Source organism: Micromonospora sp. NPDC048835, from assembly GCF_040649995.1.
GTDB lineage: Bacteria > Actinomycetota > Actinomycetes > Mycobacteriales > Micromonosporaceae > Micromonospora.
Genome location: NZ_JBEZGM010000001.1, coordinates 171,746 through 188,292 on the forward strand (window position 1 = coordinate 171,746; position 16,547 = coordinate 188,292).

Consider the following 16,547-nt stretch of genomic DNA (forward strand, 5'->3'; position numbering starts at 1 on the left):
TGTCCAGCACGACCTCGAACCAATCCCATCGGGATCGTGAAGATCTATGGGCATCACCGGCCTCGTCCTTAGGGACGAGGGGCGATAGCGGATACCCATGCGGCAGCCCGTCCTCGGTGGCGGGGGAGTAGTTCGGCGGCGGCTTCTGCTTTGGCGCGTTCGACGTCGAGTTCGGCGATGATCGAGGTGTAGACGTCGGTCATGGCGGCCGAGGAGTGGCCGAGGAGTTCCTGGATGTCTTTGAGGTCGGCGCCGGCGGCTTTGAGGTAGGTGGCGGCGCAGTGCCGCAGGTCGTGCAGTCGGATCGGGGGTAGGTCGGCGTCGCGGACGAGGGCTTCGAAGCGGTCGGTGACGGCGTTGGGGTGCCAGGGCTTCCCGTCGGGTTGGACGAAGAACAGTCCGGTGTCGGGCCAGGTGTGGCCGGCGGCGAGTTTCCATTGGGCGCGGCGGGCGTGGTGGGCGCGCAGGACGACGCGGGTGATGCTGGCCATGGCCATGATCCGGTTGCCGGATTCGGACTTGACCTTCTTGATCACGGGTGTATAGCCGTGGGTGGCCATTTGTTGGGTGACGCTGATCAGGCAGTTGTCGAGGTCGACGGCGGTGTCGGTGAGTCCGACGGCCTCGCCGCGGCGTAGCCCGCGGTGCAGGATGAGCGCGAACAGTGGGTAGAGGGCGATGTCGTGCTCTTCGGCGTGGTCGAGGAACGCGCCGGCCTGCTGAGGGGCCCACACCATGACGGGGCTGGGCCGCTCGCCGGTGTCGCGCCACCGTTGTACGGCTTTGGCGGTCCATACCCGGGCTTTGGGGCGTACCCCAGAGGGCAGCTCGATGTGGGCGGCGGGGTTGAAGTCGATGAGCCGGTTGTTGCCGCGGCGGATGGCGTCGTTGAGTGCCTTGCGCAGGGTGGCACGGATGCGGTGCATGCTGGCCGGTTTGGTGGTGCGCAGGCCGCGGACCCTGGCGCGGATGACGGGGTCGTCGCTTTGGCGGCCGATCTCGATGGCGGTGCTGCGGTCGGCGATGGCGGCGAACATGGCCTCGACGTGCTCGACCCGTAGTTTGACCAGGGCGATGGCGCCGAGGTACGGGACCAGGTGGACGCGGATGTGCGACTCGTAGGCCAGCAGGGTGTTGGGTTGGACGCTGCTGAGGCTGCGGCGGGATGCCAGCCACGAGTGCAGGTATTCGCCGATGGTGGTCGTGACGGTGGCGGGCAGTCCGGCGCGGACCCGTCGGGCGATGGTGTCGCGGTCCGGCAGTGGTGCGCCGGCGGCGACGGCGAGGAGCATGTCGGCGATCTCGGCGGCGACGGCTGGGTCGTCGCTGGCGAGGGCGAGCAGGGCTTTGGCGTGGTCGCGGTCGCCGGTGGCGGCGTCGCGGGTGTCGAAGGTGCTGCGGCGTAGTTGCCGGCGCGCCTGGCCGGGGTGGGTGGGCAGTTCGAGTTGGTAGGCCCACCGGCCGTGGGTGGGATTCCACGCTCCGCTCGCCTGGCGGATGAGGGGGCAGCGATTACCGAGTTTGCGGCCCTCGCCGTCGCGACAGGAACAGCGTTTGAAAACGGGCCCTCTCGCCCTGTTCAGGCGTGTCCCTCGGGTTGAGCCTGCGGCAGTAGGTGACTGCGGGTTCGGTCGGGGATGATCCTGAATTGCCTCGCCGCCTGGGGTCGGCTCGTGCTCCGGCACTGGTGCCGGTGGTTGGCCGTGGTGGCTGGACGGTAGGTGCAGGGCGTGGAGGATGGCCGCAACCGGCACCCGGTAGCGGCTGCCAAATCGGAGCACCGGGACGGGGAACTGGTCGCACTTGGCCAGGTTGTACGCAACCGAACGAGACAGTCCCATGATCCGTGCAGTAGTCGTCAGATCGGTGACTGCGCCCAAGGCGCTGATTCGTTCACCAGTCCAACGGTTGTCCGGGCCGTCGCCGCCCAACCCGGCCGGCGACACCGGACCGGGGACATGCTCCGAGGTCTTCATTTAGCTCGCCCAATGGCCAAGAAGAGAGGCCGCCTGATTGTCGTTGGATCTCAACGGCAAGCGAGGGATTTCTGCGATGCAGCGGGTCGACGACTGCAGAAAGCCAGCTGCTCCCTGCGGACGATTCGAACCAAGCACTGACAGTGTGTGATGAAATCCAGTGGCAGGTGCCATTTATCCTGTCAGAGTCGGGTATCTGACTTGATTGGTCGGTCGGACACTGAAGCCAGCTCAGTCGAACACTTCGCTGGTGTCGTCGTCTGCTCACGTTCCTGCGAAGACGGCGGCGGCATCATGCCCGCGCACCGGGCAGCAAGCCTAAGACTCGCTTGAGATGATTCAACGGCATAGGGACGGCACGGCGAGATGCCACACACCCTCGGTGATCGGGTTCAGCGACATGCGACAGGATAAGCCCTAGCGGCCAGGGCGTTCAGCTTCGAAACGCAAGGCACGTTCGGCGCTGTCAAGCAGGTCTGCGTAGGTGAGGATTTGGATGCGGCTGAGGTGGGCGTTGTAGGAGCGGATGGTCTGGTCGATCTGTCCGCGGGTTACACCGGGAACAGCGACGCGGTCGGGATGGCCGATGAGAACAGTGCCGCGACCTCGCCGGTAGTCGTACTCGACGCCGAGCTCGTTTCGCTGCAAGGTTTGCAGAGTGGCGCCGGTTTCGTCGAGCGAACGGAGGTAGTTCAGGCACTGGCTGACCGCTTCGTGGACCTCGTTGGCGACGATGAGGTGGTTGCGGTGGCTACGCACCAGCCTGCTCTCCGGCCCTTTGAGCTCAACGATATGCAGGCTGCCGTCGGCGCTGATGAGGGGGATGTCGTACTGGTCGAGCGGCACCAGAGTGCGTCGGGCGATCCCGACGTACTGCCCGCCGAATAGCCAGTAACGATCGCCGATGGCAGCCTGCATCTTTGTCTCGTTGGCCTCCGGATCCAGCGCCAGGACGCGCAGTTCGGCCACCACGGCGCGCCGATGCCGAATGATGGCCGCCTCCGCCGCCGACAGACCTTCCGGGGTTGAGGTAAGCCCGGATAACACCTCGTCGACATCGTCGCGCTGGGCGAGCATCATGCCGAAGCCGACAGAGTCGAAACCGGAGCCCGCCCGCGCCTCCTTGACCTGGCCGATACGAGTGGCCACGGCCTGGCTGAACGGGGCGAAGCCCAGGTCCGGATGGGGCTCAGTGACCGAGAAATCGGGCGGGCGTCGTGAAGCTAAGTAACAAATGGCGTCGTACATGCCGTCGCCCAGCATCCGGCGGAAGAATTCAGTGAGCCGACCTTGGTGGGACAATACGTTGTCGTCGCCGGAGGTGAACGCCACACCGGGCCGGCGCCTGCGTGGGCGACTGGTCTCGTCGGAATCCTCCAGAACAAAGAACAGGCCCACGCAAGGTTTCATCGCCCGGGTCCGGTCCTGGTCGTACGCGCGGGCAAAGTCGGCGGCGGCGCCCAGAATCTCCCCAATCCTGTTGTTGAGGTTGTTTCCAAACGATGGACCAGTGGAAACCATGATGTCGATGACCGCGACCGGGATGCCCTCGTCGAGAACGATCAGGTCCCATCGGCGCGACGTTGGACGATATCCGCCAGGAAGGTCCAGGGGCGCGTCTAGGTGGATCGCGGCCCGGTCAACTCCACGCTCGACGAGCATGTCGACGAGCAGACGCACCAGTGCCCGATGAGCGCTGCCGGTATGGACACTTCCGGCGGCGCCGGCCCAACCGAGCCCTTCGCGGCTCGCGGAGCGCGCCTCCCAGAGCTCGCGCATCGCTTGCTCAACCGCGTGCTGGTCGTCCAGCCTCCGCATGTTCACATCCTCACTGCCGCACAACCAGGCCCGGCGCTTCGACGGCGTTGTCCGTGGCCATGATCGAAGTATGACGTGCGGCATCGAGAGCAGCTCATCTGCCGCGCAGCGATCGCTACCTTGTGTCCGTGTCCGTGTCCGCGCCTCCGCCCATTGGCCGGGCTCGCTGCTGTCGTCGAGAGACGCGCGGCCGAAGCCGAGCTTCCCGGGCGGGTACGGGTTGCGGGCGCCAGGTGGCCGGTTTGCCTAGGTTGGGTGTCCGTCATTCGATGTTGGCGGCGGGGCTGCCGTCGTCCTCCAAGCCGAAGCGTTCCATGTGGGCTGCGGCGGCTTGGTCTCCCGCACTACGACGTAGCCGAATCAGCATGGGGAGGCCGTCCCTGTCGCCATGGTCAGTAGCCAGTAGCGCCCAGTTCGTCGCTTGGACCCGATCGCCTTGCTCTTCAGCTATTTCGGCCAGTGATATCAATGCCGCGGTTATTCCGTGGTCGGCGGCTCTGCGGTACATGTCGGTGGCACCGAGGAGGTCGCCGGATTGGTGGCGCAGGCCGGCCAGCGACCACAACCCGGTCACGTCGCCCTGCTCGATGGCCTGCTGGTATCGCTTTTCGGCGGCGTCGAGGTCACCGTCGCGCTCGTGGAGGGCGGCTAGCGAGAGCAACGCTGCGATGCTGCCTCGGTCGGCTGCCCGCTGGTACAGCTGGTGAGCGGCTGACCTGTCACCCATCTGTTCGCGTAGGGCGGCCAGGGACATCAGCGCGGACGGCGTTCCGCTGTCAATAGCCTGCTGGAGCCTTTCCGCGTCGTCACTGAGGCCGATCCGCTTCAGAAGTTCGGCCAGGGACAAGAGCGCGTATGCATCGCCGTGGTCAGCACCTCGCTGGTACAGGACTCTGGCGCTGATGATGTCGCCGAGACGTTCACGGGTCGCACCGAGCGCACCGAATATCGTCGCGTCGCCCCGGTCGGCCGCAAGGCGTGCAACCTGCTCTGAACCGGCCGAGTCCCCCAACCGGTCGCGAGTGACCGCAAGTACCCTGAGCGCGGAGATTCGGCCCTGATCTGCGGCCCGCAGCGCCGCGTTCAGCGCGCCGTCCGGATCCGCAGCCTGCTCTAGCAGCGAGACCAGTCTGTCCCAAGACTGTGCATCGCCCCGGTCGGCTGCTTGCTGGTACAGGTCGATCGCGCCGGGCAGATCCCCGGCCCGTTCACGCAGCTCCGCGCTCGCAGACAGCTCACCGGCGTCGTCGTCAACTGTTGTGGTGCCGCTCTGCCTCAATGCGGCTGCGCCGCTTTGGTCTCCGGCGCGTTCTCGCAATGCGGCCAAGGTCCAACGAGCCTCGTCGTCTCCGCCCTGGATCGCGAGTCGGTACAGCGCAGCGGCACGCCGGTACCGTCCGCGGCGCTCCGCGTGGCCGCCGATGGTCCGTAGGGTGACCGGGTCGCTGACGGAGGTTGCCACGGCGTCCCAGAATCCAGCCGGCGGGAAGATGGACGCGCGCTCCGCTGCACCGCGCTGTTGAAGGTAGTCGGCAAGCCGGTAACCGGTAAGGGGCTTGGCGCCATGTTCAGTGGGGCGAGGACGGATGTGGCTCAGCGGGCCTGCGATGCCGTGACACGGTTTAGCGGTATACGCGAGAGCTTCTTGCCACCAGTCGTCGGCCAGCTGGTTCCACTCGACATCAGCCAAGTAGCTAGGCGCCGCTCGTGCGAGCAACTCGTGCGGCAGTGACAGCGGATGCCCGAGGCGACGCGCGTCGATGGCGGCGGTGAGTACAGCGCGGGCCGAAGGTGGAGCGTTGCGATATCGCTGCATCAGTTCGGGAACGCCGGCCAGGTATTGCGTGATACGCCCGGCCTCGGCGTTTTCGACGGCATCCCGCAGACGCTCGTCGGACGCGGCCACAAGCCGTCGCACCTCGGCCGGTGCCCATACGTCCGGCACCGTGATGTCGGCGCCGATCAGAAGCTCTCGGGCCTGCGCGTGCAAATCGAGGTCACTCGCAGGTGGCGGACCTGTTAACGCGTCCCAATAATACGGCCAGATTGTCCCCAAGATCAGTACCGGCCCGCGGGCCGGATCACGCAGCAGGGTCCGCAATCGGGCTGCTACTCGCTCTCCTAGCCTCGGATCGGGGGTGAGCAAGTAGTGCTGTGCCTCGTTGAACCAGACCACGGTGTGCCCGGGGACCTGCGCGAGATGCTGGTCGGCGGCGTCGGGCCGGGTTGGGTCGAACGGGTGCCACACCCGCCACTGCGCGGGCAGACGCTGGATCGCTTCCCAACAGGCACGTGTCTTTCCCGTGGAGGACGCCCCCACAAGCATTGCGATGCGGCTCTTGCCCGAGGAGGCTTCGTTGACAACCTTGGCCAACTCGTGGTCGTGCCTGCGCTCGACGTACGGGGGCAGCGGCGGTAGCGGGCGATCCATCTGAATTGCGGGGTGTACCTCGAGCGCCAGCGGGTCACACTGCCGGACCGGCCGCCCGAACCGGCTGTCCGCAGGCGTCCCGGCGGCCCGCGTCCAGAGTGCACCGATGTCTGCGGCGATTGCCGCGGTGTCCCGTCGGCCAGCCACGTGTGCGAGGACCACTGCCGTGGCGATCGTGTCTTCACGTCCTGGTGGAAGACGCGCATCTCCGATGATTCGGTTGACGGTGTCACGGCCGGGGGCACCTGGGAGGTCGAGTTCATCGGCCAAACCGGCCACGTCTGCGGCGATCAAGTCAAGGGTGGGCCGTCCGGCGTCCACGTACAAGCGGTAGATCGCATCCTTGAGATCTTTGAGCGCCCCGGGCTCCAGCGGCACCCGCCTGATACCGCGTGCCCGGCGTCGTCCCGAACCGCGGCTGTCGCTATCCATCGCGGCCCATCGTCGCCGATCGCACGCCGCGCATGCGCAACCCCCACCCCGACCGCACCCATCGCAATCCGTCCGGCGGCGACAAGCCGCCGTCAAGGATAAGCCACACCCAGACGCAAGGACTAGGAGGAATCCATGCGCGACAGGACCAACCGCCGAGCAAACGCCGTGCAGATCCGTCTCATGCTCACCGCAGTCGGCGGTGCAGTCGCAGGAGCGACCCGCGCCCTCGTTGGATGGCTGCTCAATCAGTGGGCGTAGCTGAAAATCGAGCGGTACATGCGCTAGTGCCAATCGGCGATTCCGTAACATATCGGCCTTCTATGTTGATGTTAGGTGTCGCTTGTGTGGGTGCTGGCGGCTCACTAGACCGCGTTCGGCAAGCGCGCGGGCACCGGCCTGCGCGGCAGCAGACCGTTTCGTCGGTCAACCGCCGGCGGGCTCGTGCGAGATTGGGGGAGCGGGCTGGGCGCACACGGACGCACTGAACGGCACTGAACAGCGCCCAAGGCCCTGAACGGCATCCATCTGCACCCACCGCAAACTGCAGTTCTCATTTCCACAGGTCAGAGTCATTGTGGCGTCCTGCCTCACCGCGAAGTGCTCTGCGGTTCTGCGCCGCAGTCGACAACTATCTATATCGCCTGACAAGGGGTGTCCGGAGATGAAGGTGGTAAGGAGCCGTTGGTTGGCCCGGCCTTGGAACTGGGAGCAGGTTGACGAAGACGTCACCGCGACCGAAGTGCTCACCGATGCCGGGCAGAGACGAGAGCTCTGGTCTACGGTGATGCGATCAAGCGGTTCGGTGTGACCTCCCAGCAGAGGCCGAAGTGGTCAGGCGTTGCTGCTTCCGGGATGGCTGGCGCCGGTTGGCGTCTCGGTTCGCCTAAGACCGCGTTTGAAGGCGTGTTGCAGATCGATGTGGAGCGGTGCGGGTGAGCTTGCCGGAGTCCGCCGCAGTTCCGTCATTCGAGACACCGATCCCACGGGCGGTGTCCTGAGCAGGCACTTCTGGTTGGTGACCTCTTCGGCGGATCCGAAGGCGTCAGCACTGGGGGCCCAGGTTGTCAGTCGGGCGATGAGCGACTGGCCGACGTGCGGCTGACCGGGGGCGGAGTGAAACGGTGGTGCGGTCCTCGCAGGGCCTGTGGATGATGGTTGGCGTGATTGAGAAGGGCGGCGGGTCTGCGGAGCAGCGCCTGTACGACGCTGTGGCGCATTGGAACACAGACACCGGGTACGGGTTGGCGGACCTGATCCATGCCGCTTGTCAGGCGTTGATCGACGGGCTGGACTCGCCGACGTTGCGTGAGCTCGCCGGTGCTTCGGCGCATGACTCGTCCTGGGATATCGGCGATCTCGTGGGCAAGTCACTTCGGGAAATAGGGATTCCCTATCCGGGCACTGTCCCTCCAGGCTTCGCCCTTGCCGCAGGTGGAGGAGTCGCCCGCCGGCCAGGAGTCGACTCTCTCCGTCTGGAGGTATCGCCGGTGCCCGGCGACGCGGGCGGCGAATTCCAGGTCCGGGTCTACGTCAACGGTACGGAGATGACCTCTGCCGGAGCGGGTCTCGGGATGGACCCGTACGACGTCCTTGTTCCCACCAATCGTCTCGTGGCCGCCTCCGAGCCGTGCACCGTTGCGATCGCCCGATGCGAGTGCGGTGTCTACGGCTGTGGGTCCACAGACGTCACCATCGCGCGGGATGGCGATCTGGTCCACTGGGACTGGTCGCTGGAGGTGCCCATGACGCGGGGCGTGTCGTTCGTAGCTGCGGAGTACGACGTGGAAGTCGCACGGGTGGCTGCGGATCATTCGTGGGAGACGTCCGAGCGTGCCGCCGGACGGCGCGTCCTTACGGACGTGGACCGCGATCGGCTGCTTACCTACGGCCTCAGACCCAGTTGGGTGGCCAACGATTACCGCGATCAGGAGCTGTTTCAGGTCGCCCTTCAGCTCGACGGTGACTACCAAATCTTCGTCGGCACCCCGTGGCGCGGTCGCAGCCACGAGGAACTGGCGGATGAGGTGTGCGCCACCTTGGCACTTCCTCCCAGCGCCTGGCACGCCACCTGGCACGCCATCATCCCCACGCTCACCAAACCGCCGAAGATCGCGGGGCCTTCCTGGCGACCCGCGCGGTTCTAGCAGCAGCTAGCCGACACCGGGTGGGTCTGCTGCACCGATAGGTGGCAGCGGGTCTGGGACGATCTCGCCATGGCGACCTATGAAGTTGCGCTGGTGCTTCTCGTCAATTCCTCGGAGGCGGTACTCCTGCAGCATCGCGATGATCAAACGTCGGCTTCTCCGAACCAGTGGAGCCTGCCGGGTGGTCATGTCGAGCCGGGCGAGACGCCTGAACAGGCGGCCCACCGGGAGCTATTGGAGGAGACGGGCCTGAGGACGGGTGAGTTGCATGCGTTGTGGAGCGGCCCACGCCCGTACGAGGCCGGCTTCCCGCACACGGTGACTGTTCACGTCTTCCGCGGCAGGACCGAAGCCTGTCAACAAGATGTGGTGGTCGGCGAGGGCCGCGCAATGGTGTTCGTCCCGCGGGATGAGGTTCTCAACCGCGACCTGGCCGTGACGACCGCCGTAGTCCTGCCGCTCCATCTCGACAGCGTCGGCGAGACGCATTGATCTGCCGCTGACGTGGTGCGGCGTTCGTGGGCGTGTTGCCCCATCGATCTAAGCGGATGCGGGAGCCGGCGCTGGTGCCGACCAACGCGCTGGGCCGACAGCTCACCATCGGTCGGTGGTCGTCGGCCCGGGGCGTGCCCGGTCTAGGGGGAGCAGGTTGGGAGCAGTGGGCCGTGGCAAGGGCATTGCTGACGTCATCGCCGACAGCCTTGAACTGCGTCCAACGGCATCGAACGGCGCTCAACTGCACCCACCCCTACCTGCGCCTTCACGTTCTCCCAGGTCAGAGCGGGTGCGGCGTCCTGTTTCACCGCGGAGTGCTCCGCGTCTTGGCGCAGTAGTCGATAGCTCTCGATACTGCCTGGCGGGGGAGTGTGCGCCGGTCATAGCGGTAAGGACCTGCTGGATGGCGTGGCTTTGCAGGTGGGAGCAGATTGGGCGCAGGTCGGCGAAGTGCTCACCGCGCCCGAAGCGCTCACCGACACCGCGCAGACCCGAGGGACCTGACCTGCGGCGATACAAGCGAGCGGTTCGGCGTGACCTCCAAGAGAAGACCGAAGAGGTCAGCCTTCGTGCTCCTCGCCTGGCCGGTGCCGGCTGTCGTCGTGGAGCCCGCTGACGTCATCAAGAGGGTCGTGCCGCATCGGCGTACGGCTCTGGGATCCGCCGTTGGTGGCACCGGCATGGATCCCGCTCAATAGAGGGCCGGCGCCGGCAGCCGGTGTCCTACTCCCGGCGTGTCGGTGGTGGCGCCGTCGCCAAATGACCAGCGCTCTCGAGATGACTAGCCCGACCATTGTGGGAATCAATGCCCTGTCCGGCGATCGTCCGAACCACCGAGGCGGTCCTCGCGGGAACTGTGTCAAGCTGCCGATACAGCAAACCGACCATATCGGAGCGCCCTGTGACATCGCCAAACCCGGCCGCGGCAGCGGTCGTCGCTGTGGGGGACGACACGAGCGGGGTCAGCGGGAGCGGATTCTTCGTCGGTCGCGGTCTGGTGCTCACTTGTGCGCATGTCGTGAGCTTCCGGGCCGGCTCGGTCCTCGTGACCTGGCGTGGTTCGCGCCTACCGGCGAAGGTGATGGCTGTGGAGCCGCTGGGCGCCGGGTCCACCACCAGTGTGTCCTCGCTTCCGGATCTGGCCCTGCTCCAACTTGAGGACGCTACCGGGATCGACCATCCCGTCCTCGGAATCAGCCTGGATGAGCCGCCTATCGGTACTCAGGTCGGCGTGCACGGCTACGCCCGTGACGGCTACTCCGGCGGTCCGATGTTGTGGTCCGGACAGTTGTTGCTGGAGGGGTTCAGCGGGGAGCTCCTTCGTAGTGGCGGGGCCGAGATCCCGCGCGGCATGGCCGGCGGCCCGGTCGTCGATCTCGGCACTGGACACCTGGTCGGCGTGGTGAAGGCGACGCAGTCGAGCACACCGTTCGGTGGCTTGGCCGTCCCGGCCCGCGTGGTCCGCGACTTCCTCGAACGGTCCGCTCCGCCTGCCGATCCCACCGAGGGTCCACCCCAACCAGCCGACTTCGTCGATCGGCTTCGCGAGGCGCGGGCGGCCGCCGGAAACCCGCCCTACGAGGTGATGGCGACCAGGGCGGACGTGAGGCCCGAAGAGCTGCTCGCAGTCGATACGCACACGTGGCCCACGTGGGGGCGCGTGCTGGCGTTCCTGACCGGCCTCGGCGTCACCGATCCGGAGAAGCTCGCCGTCTGGCGTCAGGAGTGGGAAGCGGCCCAGGCCCCGGCCGGGGGTCCGCCGCTGCCGCTGCGCGCCGGCATCGGTACCCGGGGGTTTACCGACGCGCCTGCCGCGGCCGACCTACTCGGGCGCGGCGTCCTTGTTGATGTGCTTGTCGACCTCCTCTCGCCCGACGGCGGCGAGGAGGGCGTGGCGGATGTGGACGGCCGACCGTCCGAGGACGCCGCGGGCGCGCAGCCCCCGAGGTGGCCGGAGGACCACGAGGGCCCCCGGGTGATAGCCGTTGACGGGCCATGGGGCAGCGGCAAAACCACGATCATGCGGCTGGTCCAGGATCGGCTCCAAGCGAACGCGCGGGCCTGGAAGAGCCGCGACCGGGCGACCTGGCCGCGGCGACGCAGATGGCTCGAGTGGTGGCGGAGCCGCCGTCTGACGGCCGTCGGCGCCCACCGATTGCTGTCGGTGTGGCGGCGACTCGACCCCGGGTGGGACGAGAAGCCGCCCGCCAAGCTCGAGCCGACCCAGCGGCGTCCGCCGACGGTGGCCAGGTTCGAGCCGTGGGCCCACCAGTCCAGCGAGCAACTGTGGGCCGGCCTCACCAAGGTGATCACTCGGGCCGCGGTGTCCGCTTTCTGCGGGAGTCCTGGTGCGGCCCGGCGTTTCTGGTTCGCCCGCAACGCCGAGCGCCTCGATATCTCCCGCCTCCGTCGGCAGCTGTGGAAAGGCGTCGCATCGCCGCTTCTGCGGCTGTCCGCGATCGTCGCCGTTGTGCCGGTTGTAGTCCAACTTATCCGGCCGGAGACCAAGGTACGGGTCCTCGGGATGACCCCGCTCGTCCTGGCATGGCTACTGCCTGCCCTGATCCTTGCGCTGGGCCTGCTGCACACGGCGTGCCGTTACCTGTTCGGCCGGGCGGCTGCCTTTCTGCCCGAGGAGCTGTTCGAGGGGCCGGTGCTAAGCGGCGGTCTCGCGGTAGCCAGCCCCGACCCGACCCTGCGGGATCCGCTCTACCATGCCCAGTCGGGCAGTCTCTATCTCGTTCAGCATGACGTCGCCCTAGTCCTGCGCTACCTGCGGGAGTCTGGGCGCGAGCTCGTCGTGTTCGTCGACGACCTCGACCGCTGCACACCGCAGACGGTGACCGAGGTACTGCAGGCGATCAACCTGTTCCTGTCCGGCAACCTTGCCGGCTGTCGATTCGTGATCGGGCTGGACCTGGTGGCGGTCGCCGCGCAGGTAAACGGGGCGTACACGCATGTCAGCAGCGATGCCCTGTGCCACGGGGACGACCCCACCCCAGGGTGGAGCTTCCTGCGAAAACTGATTCAGTTGCCGGTGACCCTGCCTCGCCTAGCCGAGCAAAGCGTCGAGACCTACCTGAACGCCCTTCTTCAAGCGGATCTGGTGTTCCCTGCCCGGGTCGACGAGTTCTCCAATCAGGTCCGTGGTGTGGCCCCCGCCGCTACCCCCGACCTGGGCCCGGCAGCACCGGTCGAGTCCTCGCCAGATCGCGTCCAAGAGACCACTGTCCGGCGCGGCTACCTCGAGCGTGACGAGAAGATCCGACGCTTCCTGCTCGAACGGGTACTCGCCGCGCCCGATCCGTCCGGGCGTGAGAGTAAGCGCCTAGTGACGATCTGGCAGTTCTACGTGCGCCGACTGCTGCTCCAGGCCCCCGCGATGCCGATGGCCCACCTGGTCGTGCTCTCCCAGCGGCTGGTCATCGTCGCCGAGGTGGTCGCGCGCTGGCCAGCCCTCGCGCGCCAACTACGGGCGGTGCGCGAAAGCCACTGCGGCCTCTACCGGCTGGCCATGGTCGCGGACGACTATTTGGCGTGGTCCCGGGTGGTCAGCGAGCTGAAGCTCGACGACCATCCGCACGCCAAAGCCCTGGACCAGATGCGGCAGCTCCTCAACGATTACGACGGCGTGGCGGTCGCAGACCTCTTCGAGCGGCTTGAGACGGGTCAGTCGGTGCAGCCGGCGGTATGAAACTGATCAAGTGCGAATCACGAACTGTCAGTGCCGTGCCGTCCCGGTGCCCACACGGGCGCCGGCCTGCGCGACCGAGGGGACCGTGCCGGCTGACGGCTGTCGGAGGTGTTGTGCCGAGATGAGGGGAGCAAGCTGAAAGCAGACGGAGGCACTGAACGGCATTGAACAGCGCCCAACCGCAACGAACGGCATCCAACTGCACCCACCCCGACCTGCACGTTTCTGTTTTCGCAGGTCAGAGTCGGTGCGGCGTCCTGCTTCACCGCGGAGTGCTCAGCGGTCCTGAGCAGCAGTCGACGACGCTCTATGTCGCCTGGCTGGCTGGTGTGCCCGGGTCAAAGCGGTAAGGAGCCGTTGGTTGGCCCGGCCTTGCAGCTGGGAGCAGATTGGGTGCAGGTTGGCGAAGAGGTCATCGCACCCGAAGTGCTCGCCGACGCAGGACAGAGACGAGGGCTCGGACCTGCGGTGATGCGGTCGAGCGGTGGGGTGTGACCTCCCAGTGAAGGCCGAAGTGGTCAGGTGGCGCTGCTCCCAGGGTGGCTGGCGCCGGCCAGCGTCTCGTGTCGTCTAACGCCGCGCTCGCAAGTGTCTCTGAATTTGATGCGGAGCGTTGCGGGTGAGCGCGCTGGAGTCCGCAGCCGTTTCGTCGGCTGGAGACCTCTTCGGTGCGCTCGGAGGCGTCAGCGACGGCGTCCCCGCGTGGAGTGCTCGCCGTCGCTGTCGCCTCCGTGGCTACCGGTTCCACCGTGAGTAATGGGCGTGCAGCGCGGTGTCGGTTCGGCGTTGGTCGAGGTGGCTCCGAGATTCGGGCTTGTCAGGCCGTCAGGCAGTTGCCGAGGCGTGCCAGAGGCGAAGTGCTCGGTCGCGAAGCGGCTGGGAGAGTTCGCGTGAGTCCTTCAAGTCGGCCAGTACGTCGCGCAGATCCCGGGTTGGCCAGCCGGCGTCCAACCAATCGAGTGCCAGTGTCGGCCAGTAGCTTCCCCATGCGGTGAGCGCGAACCGCACGAGGGCGGGAAGCGGTGTGTTGGCGATAGGCACGGCAGACAGCTCTGCACTGACGTCGCTCGGGGTGCGCTCCAACAGTGGCAACAGCCACACGAGCCGAGCCCTGGCCGGGTAGACCAACCCGTCGGCGGCGCCATGGATTAGCCAAGTGCCGACACCATCCCGGACGAGGAGCAGGCCGTTGTTGATCCTTACCCTCAGATGGAGACGATCGTCGGCAGGGCCCATGCCGAACAGCCTGTCATGCACTGATAAGGCGCGGCATCCGAGAAGGCGATGGTAATGGTCGGGGCCGTGGGGAGCAGGTTGGAAGGGCTCCGATCCCACCTGCAATCAGTGTGTCCTCTGTGTTGGCGCCTTCGAGACGGACTCGAAGGTGCCAGCCTTGGCGCACGCCGCGGAAGCGGTAGGCGGGCGGCGCCCGCACATGCCGATGAGGCGCGCGCCGTATCGTGCTGGCCATGATCGAGACCGCTGCGCCGAGGACGCGCAACCGGAGTGGCACGGCCGCACTCGTGCTTGGGTGCATCAGCCTGCTTCTGTCGCTGATCGCGTGCGGTGTGGCGGGGCTGTCTGTCGACAGCAATGACATAGACCTGCTCCCGGTACAGTCCAAGCCAGAGGTCGCCAGCGCGGCCCAGGTGGAAGCCGTCGCTCACGTGACCCTGCCGCCCGGCAGCGTGCTGCTCACCGCCGGGTACAGCAACGGCTTGGAAACCCAGCTCTCGGCGAAGGTCCGCATGCCGCGCACCGAACTCGACGCCTTCGTCGCGGCGGCGAATTTCACAACGGCTCTCGCGCCGGGGCTTCGGGCAGTCGACGCCAAGCACAACGTCGGCGGCGGCAACCTGTGGGACCCCGAAACCGCCAAGACCATCTCCGGCCTCGACGAGGAGCAACCCACGGCAGAGGGCACACGTCGAGCGCTCCTGGTCAACCTGGACGCACCCGATGCAGTCACCGTGTACCTGTACGCCAGCCGCGGCTGAACCCCGCAGGCATCCGCTTCTGCCGCTGACAAGGCGCGGTGACCGTGGGCGTGGCTCCCCGGTCGACCGATGCGACGACGGGAGTCAGCGCTGGTGCCAACCAAGGTACCGGGCTGGCAGCTCACGATCGGTGGGCGGCCCGGTGCCAGCCCGGTTGGGGAAGCAGGTTGGGAGCAGCGGGTGTCGGCACCGCCTGAAAACTGACCACGTGGTTCCGGGTGAATCGGGATCACCTCCTGAAGCATCGGGAGGTGCTGAGCGTGGAGGACTGGGCGGAGCGAAATGAGCAGCAAGGCTGCTCAGGGGCGACACCTCTCGTCGGATACCGCGCAGACGTCTCCTTGTCTCTCCTGGCCGGTATCGAAGTACGCCGTCAGGTATGCCTGCGGGTTCAGCTCGCTATCCCTGATCAGTGAGAAGATCTCCGCTCCATGTCTCGGGCGTCGAACATTCGGTACGCCTGAGCGAGTCCCGCGAAAATCGTGTCTGTCCGGTCAGCCGCGTACCCGAGCGCCTCGGCCTCTGCAAGCGTTATCGCTTGGTCGAAACTCTCCGCACGCCACAGCGTCAGCCTTTCCTCGTACGACTGACCCTTCGGATCGGACCCGACGCGGAAGACACACCGCACGGAGAACCAACCCACCTCACTCAACTGCGCCTCACTGCTCGGCCTGTCCACCCGCACATCATCCAGCAGGAGTCGTCCATCAGCGAGCCTGATATGCCTGCACGGTCGCGCTTCTACCGCCGCCCGGGCCCACTGGGAGGCAGCCAGCGCGGGGCCGCCGAAGCCCAGTGAACAGATAGATCCACTCCGGACGCGATGCCGCGATCACCCGCACGCGATCATCGTTGGTGACGACTGCGTGCGACATCGCGGTGGGGCGCGTCGGCTAACGTGCATCACCGTCCGAGACGTCGTGCCGCTTTGCCGCCGCCCGCAGCGCTGCCATGATGGCGTGCCCGGGGTAGTCGATCATCGTGGGGTAACGTCGACGGTGGTAACAGTCCCAGTAGCTGGCAACCCGCTGGCCGGTGAGCGCCACGAACGCCGGGTTCTCGGCGGCAAATCGCCCGTAGACGGAGTCCGTCGGACTGTTTGGAACAACCACCTCCGGCGTGAGTACTCGCCGAATGACCAGCAGAATCTCGTCCACGTATTCGCCCACCAACTGCACCAGGAACGGCGCCACCCACGGTTGGATCAAGCCGACCACCCTCTCTAGCCGCCGCTGCCGTACCCGCCCATCGTGGTGTCGGGTGTACAGGCAATCCAGCACCGCCCGCTGGGTGGCAGACAGCGCCGCCTCTGCGGCAACAGACGGCTCGTCGGAGTAGATCCGGTATGGAATCAGGACCGGCTCGCCATCGACCAGCACACGGAACGGCGACGTCGGCGGGTGCGGCGCCGACGGTAGGACTGCCAATGCCTTCTGCACGTCATCAGCGAGACGACCTGGGAAGGCAGCCCCCAAGGCTGCGGACTCACCCAACTCCGAGTTCACTAACTTCACGGGTGATCGTAGCCCTGGCGGCGCCGCAGCTAGAACGAGACAT

At 66.7% G+C, this 16,547-nt stretch carries 9 protein-coding genes; 4 read left to right on the forward strand and 5 right to left on the reverse strand.

Annotated features, from left to right (window positions below):
• Nucleotides 1-68: 68 nt before the first annotated feature.
• The 3 genes from AB0C15_RS00735 to AB0C15_RS00745 form a co-directional block, all read right to left on the reverse strand.
• The gene (locus AB0C15_RS00735; protein ID WP_357347232.1) at nucleotides 69-1,976 is read right to left on the reverse strand and encodes a site-specific integrase; all 1,908 of its coding nucleotides are present in this window, start codon (nucleotides 1,974-1,976) and stop codon (nucleotides 69-71) included.
• 417 nt (nucleotides 1,977-2,393) lie between these two features.
• Nucleotides 2,394-3,794 carry a Shedu anti-phage system protein SduA domain-containing protein gene (locus AB0C15_RS00740; RefSeq protein ID WP_357347234.1) on the reverse strand — a complete coding sequence of 467 codons (1,401 nt, stop codon included), beginning with the start codon at nucleotides 3,792-3,794 and terminating at the stop codon, nucleotides 2,394-2,396.
• 262 nt (nucleotides 3,795-4,056) lie between these two features.
• Nucleotides 4,057-6,657, reverse strand: coding sequence for a hypothetical protein (locus AB0C15_RS00745; protein ID WP_357347236.1), 2,601 nt, complete (start codon nucleotides 6,655-6,657; stop codon nucleotides 4,057-4,059).
• 1,163 nt (nucleotides 6,658-7,820) lie between these two features.
• Between AB0C15_RS00745 and AB0C15_RS00750 the strand changes: the two genes are divergently transcribed.
• The 3 genes from AB0C15_RS00750 to AB0C15_RS00760 all read left to right on the forward strand — a co-directional run bounded on the left by AB0C15_RS00750 (nucleotide 7,821) and on the right by AB0C15_RS00760 (nucleotide 12,993).
• Nucleotides 7,821-8,804, forward strand: coding sequence for a hypothetical protein (locus tag AB0C15_RS00750; RefSeq protein WP_357347238.1), 984 nt, complete (start codon nucleotides 7,821-7,823; stop codon nucleotides 8,802-8,804).
• Nucleotides 8,805-8,873: 69 nt separating this feature from the next.
• Nucleotides 8,874-9,296: an NUDIX domain-containing protein gene (locus AB0C15_RS00755; protein WP_357347240.1), complete on the forward strand. Its 423-nt coding sequence runs from the start codon at nucleotides 8,874-8,876 to the stop codon at nucleotides 9,294-9,296.
• Between the two features lie 808 nt (nucleotides 9,297-10,104).
• A complete protein-coding gene (locus AB0C15_RS00760; RefSeq protein ID WP_357347242.1) occupies nucleotides 10,105-12,993 on the forward strand; it encodes a P-loop NTPase fold protein in 2,889 nt (962 codons plus the stop codon).
• An 825-nt stretch (nucleotides 12,994-13,818) separates the two neighbouring features.
• Here AB0C15_RS00760 and AB0C15_RS00765 read toward each other — a convergent pair.
• Nucleotides 13,819-14,229, reverse strand: coding sequence for a hypothetical protein (locus AB0C15_RS00765; protein ID WP_357347244.1), 411 nt, complete (start codon nucleotides 14,227-14,229; stop codon nucleotides 13,819-13,821).
• A 233-nt stretch (nucleotides 14,230-14,462) separates the two neighbouring features.
• Between AB0C15_RS00765 and AB0C15_RS00770 the strand changes: the two genes are divergently transcribed.
• Nucleotides 14,463-14,990, forward strand: coding sequence for a hypothetical protein (locus AB0C15_RS00770; RefSeq protein WP_210786764.1), 528 nt, complete (start codon nucleotides 14,463-14,465; stop codon nucleotides 14,988-14,990).
• Between the two features lie 893 nt (nucleotides 14,991-15,883).
• Here AB0C15_RS00770 and AB0C15_RS00775 read toward each other — a convergent pair.
• A complete protein-coding gene (locus AB0C15_RS00775) occupies nucleotides 15,884-16,429 on the reverse strand; it encodes a hypothetical protein (RefSeq protein WP_357347246.1) in 546 nt (181 codons plus the stop codon).
• Nucleotides 16,430-16,547 lie beyond the last annotated feature (118 nt).

What these genes read in the sequence shown, in the direction of transcription:
- AB0C15_RS00755 (WP_357347240.1), top strand. Translation starts at nt 8,874, where the DNA reads ATGGCGACCTATGAAGTTGCGCTGGTGCTTCTCGTCAATTCCTCGGAG.
- AB0C15_RS00745 (WP_357347236.1), bottom strand. Translation starts at nt 6,657, where the DNA reads ATGGATAGCGACAGCCGCGGTTCGGGACGACGCCGGGCACGCGGTATC.
- AB0C15_RS00735 (WP_357347232.1), bottom strand. Translation starts at nt 1,976, where the DNA reads ATGAAGACCTCGGAGCATGTCCCCGGTCCGGTGTCGCCGGCCGGGTTG.
- AB0C15_RS00760 (WP_357347242.1), top strand. Translation starts at nt 10,105, where the DNA reads ATGCCCTGTCCGGCGATCGTCCGAACCACCGAGGCGGTCCTCGCGGGA.
- AB0C15_RS00740 (WP_357347234.1), bottom strand. Translation starts at nt 3,794, where the DNA reads ATGCGGAGGCTGGACGACCAGCACGCGGTTGAGCAAGCGATGCGCGAG.
- AB0C15_RS00770 (WP_210786764.1), top strand. Translation starts at nt 14,463, where the DNA reads ATGATCGAGACCGCTGCGCCGAGGACGCGCAACCGGAGTGGCACGGCC.
- AB0C15_RS00765 (WP_357347244.1), bottom strand. Translation starts at nt 14,229, where the DNA reads ATGGGCCCTGCCGACGATCGTCTCCATCTGAGGGTAAGGATCAACAAC.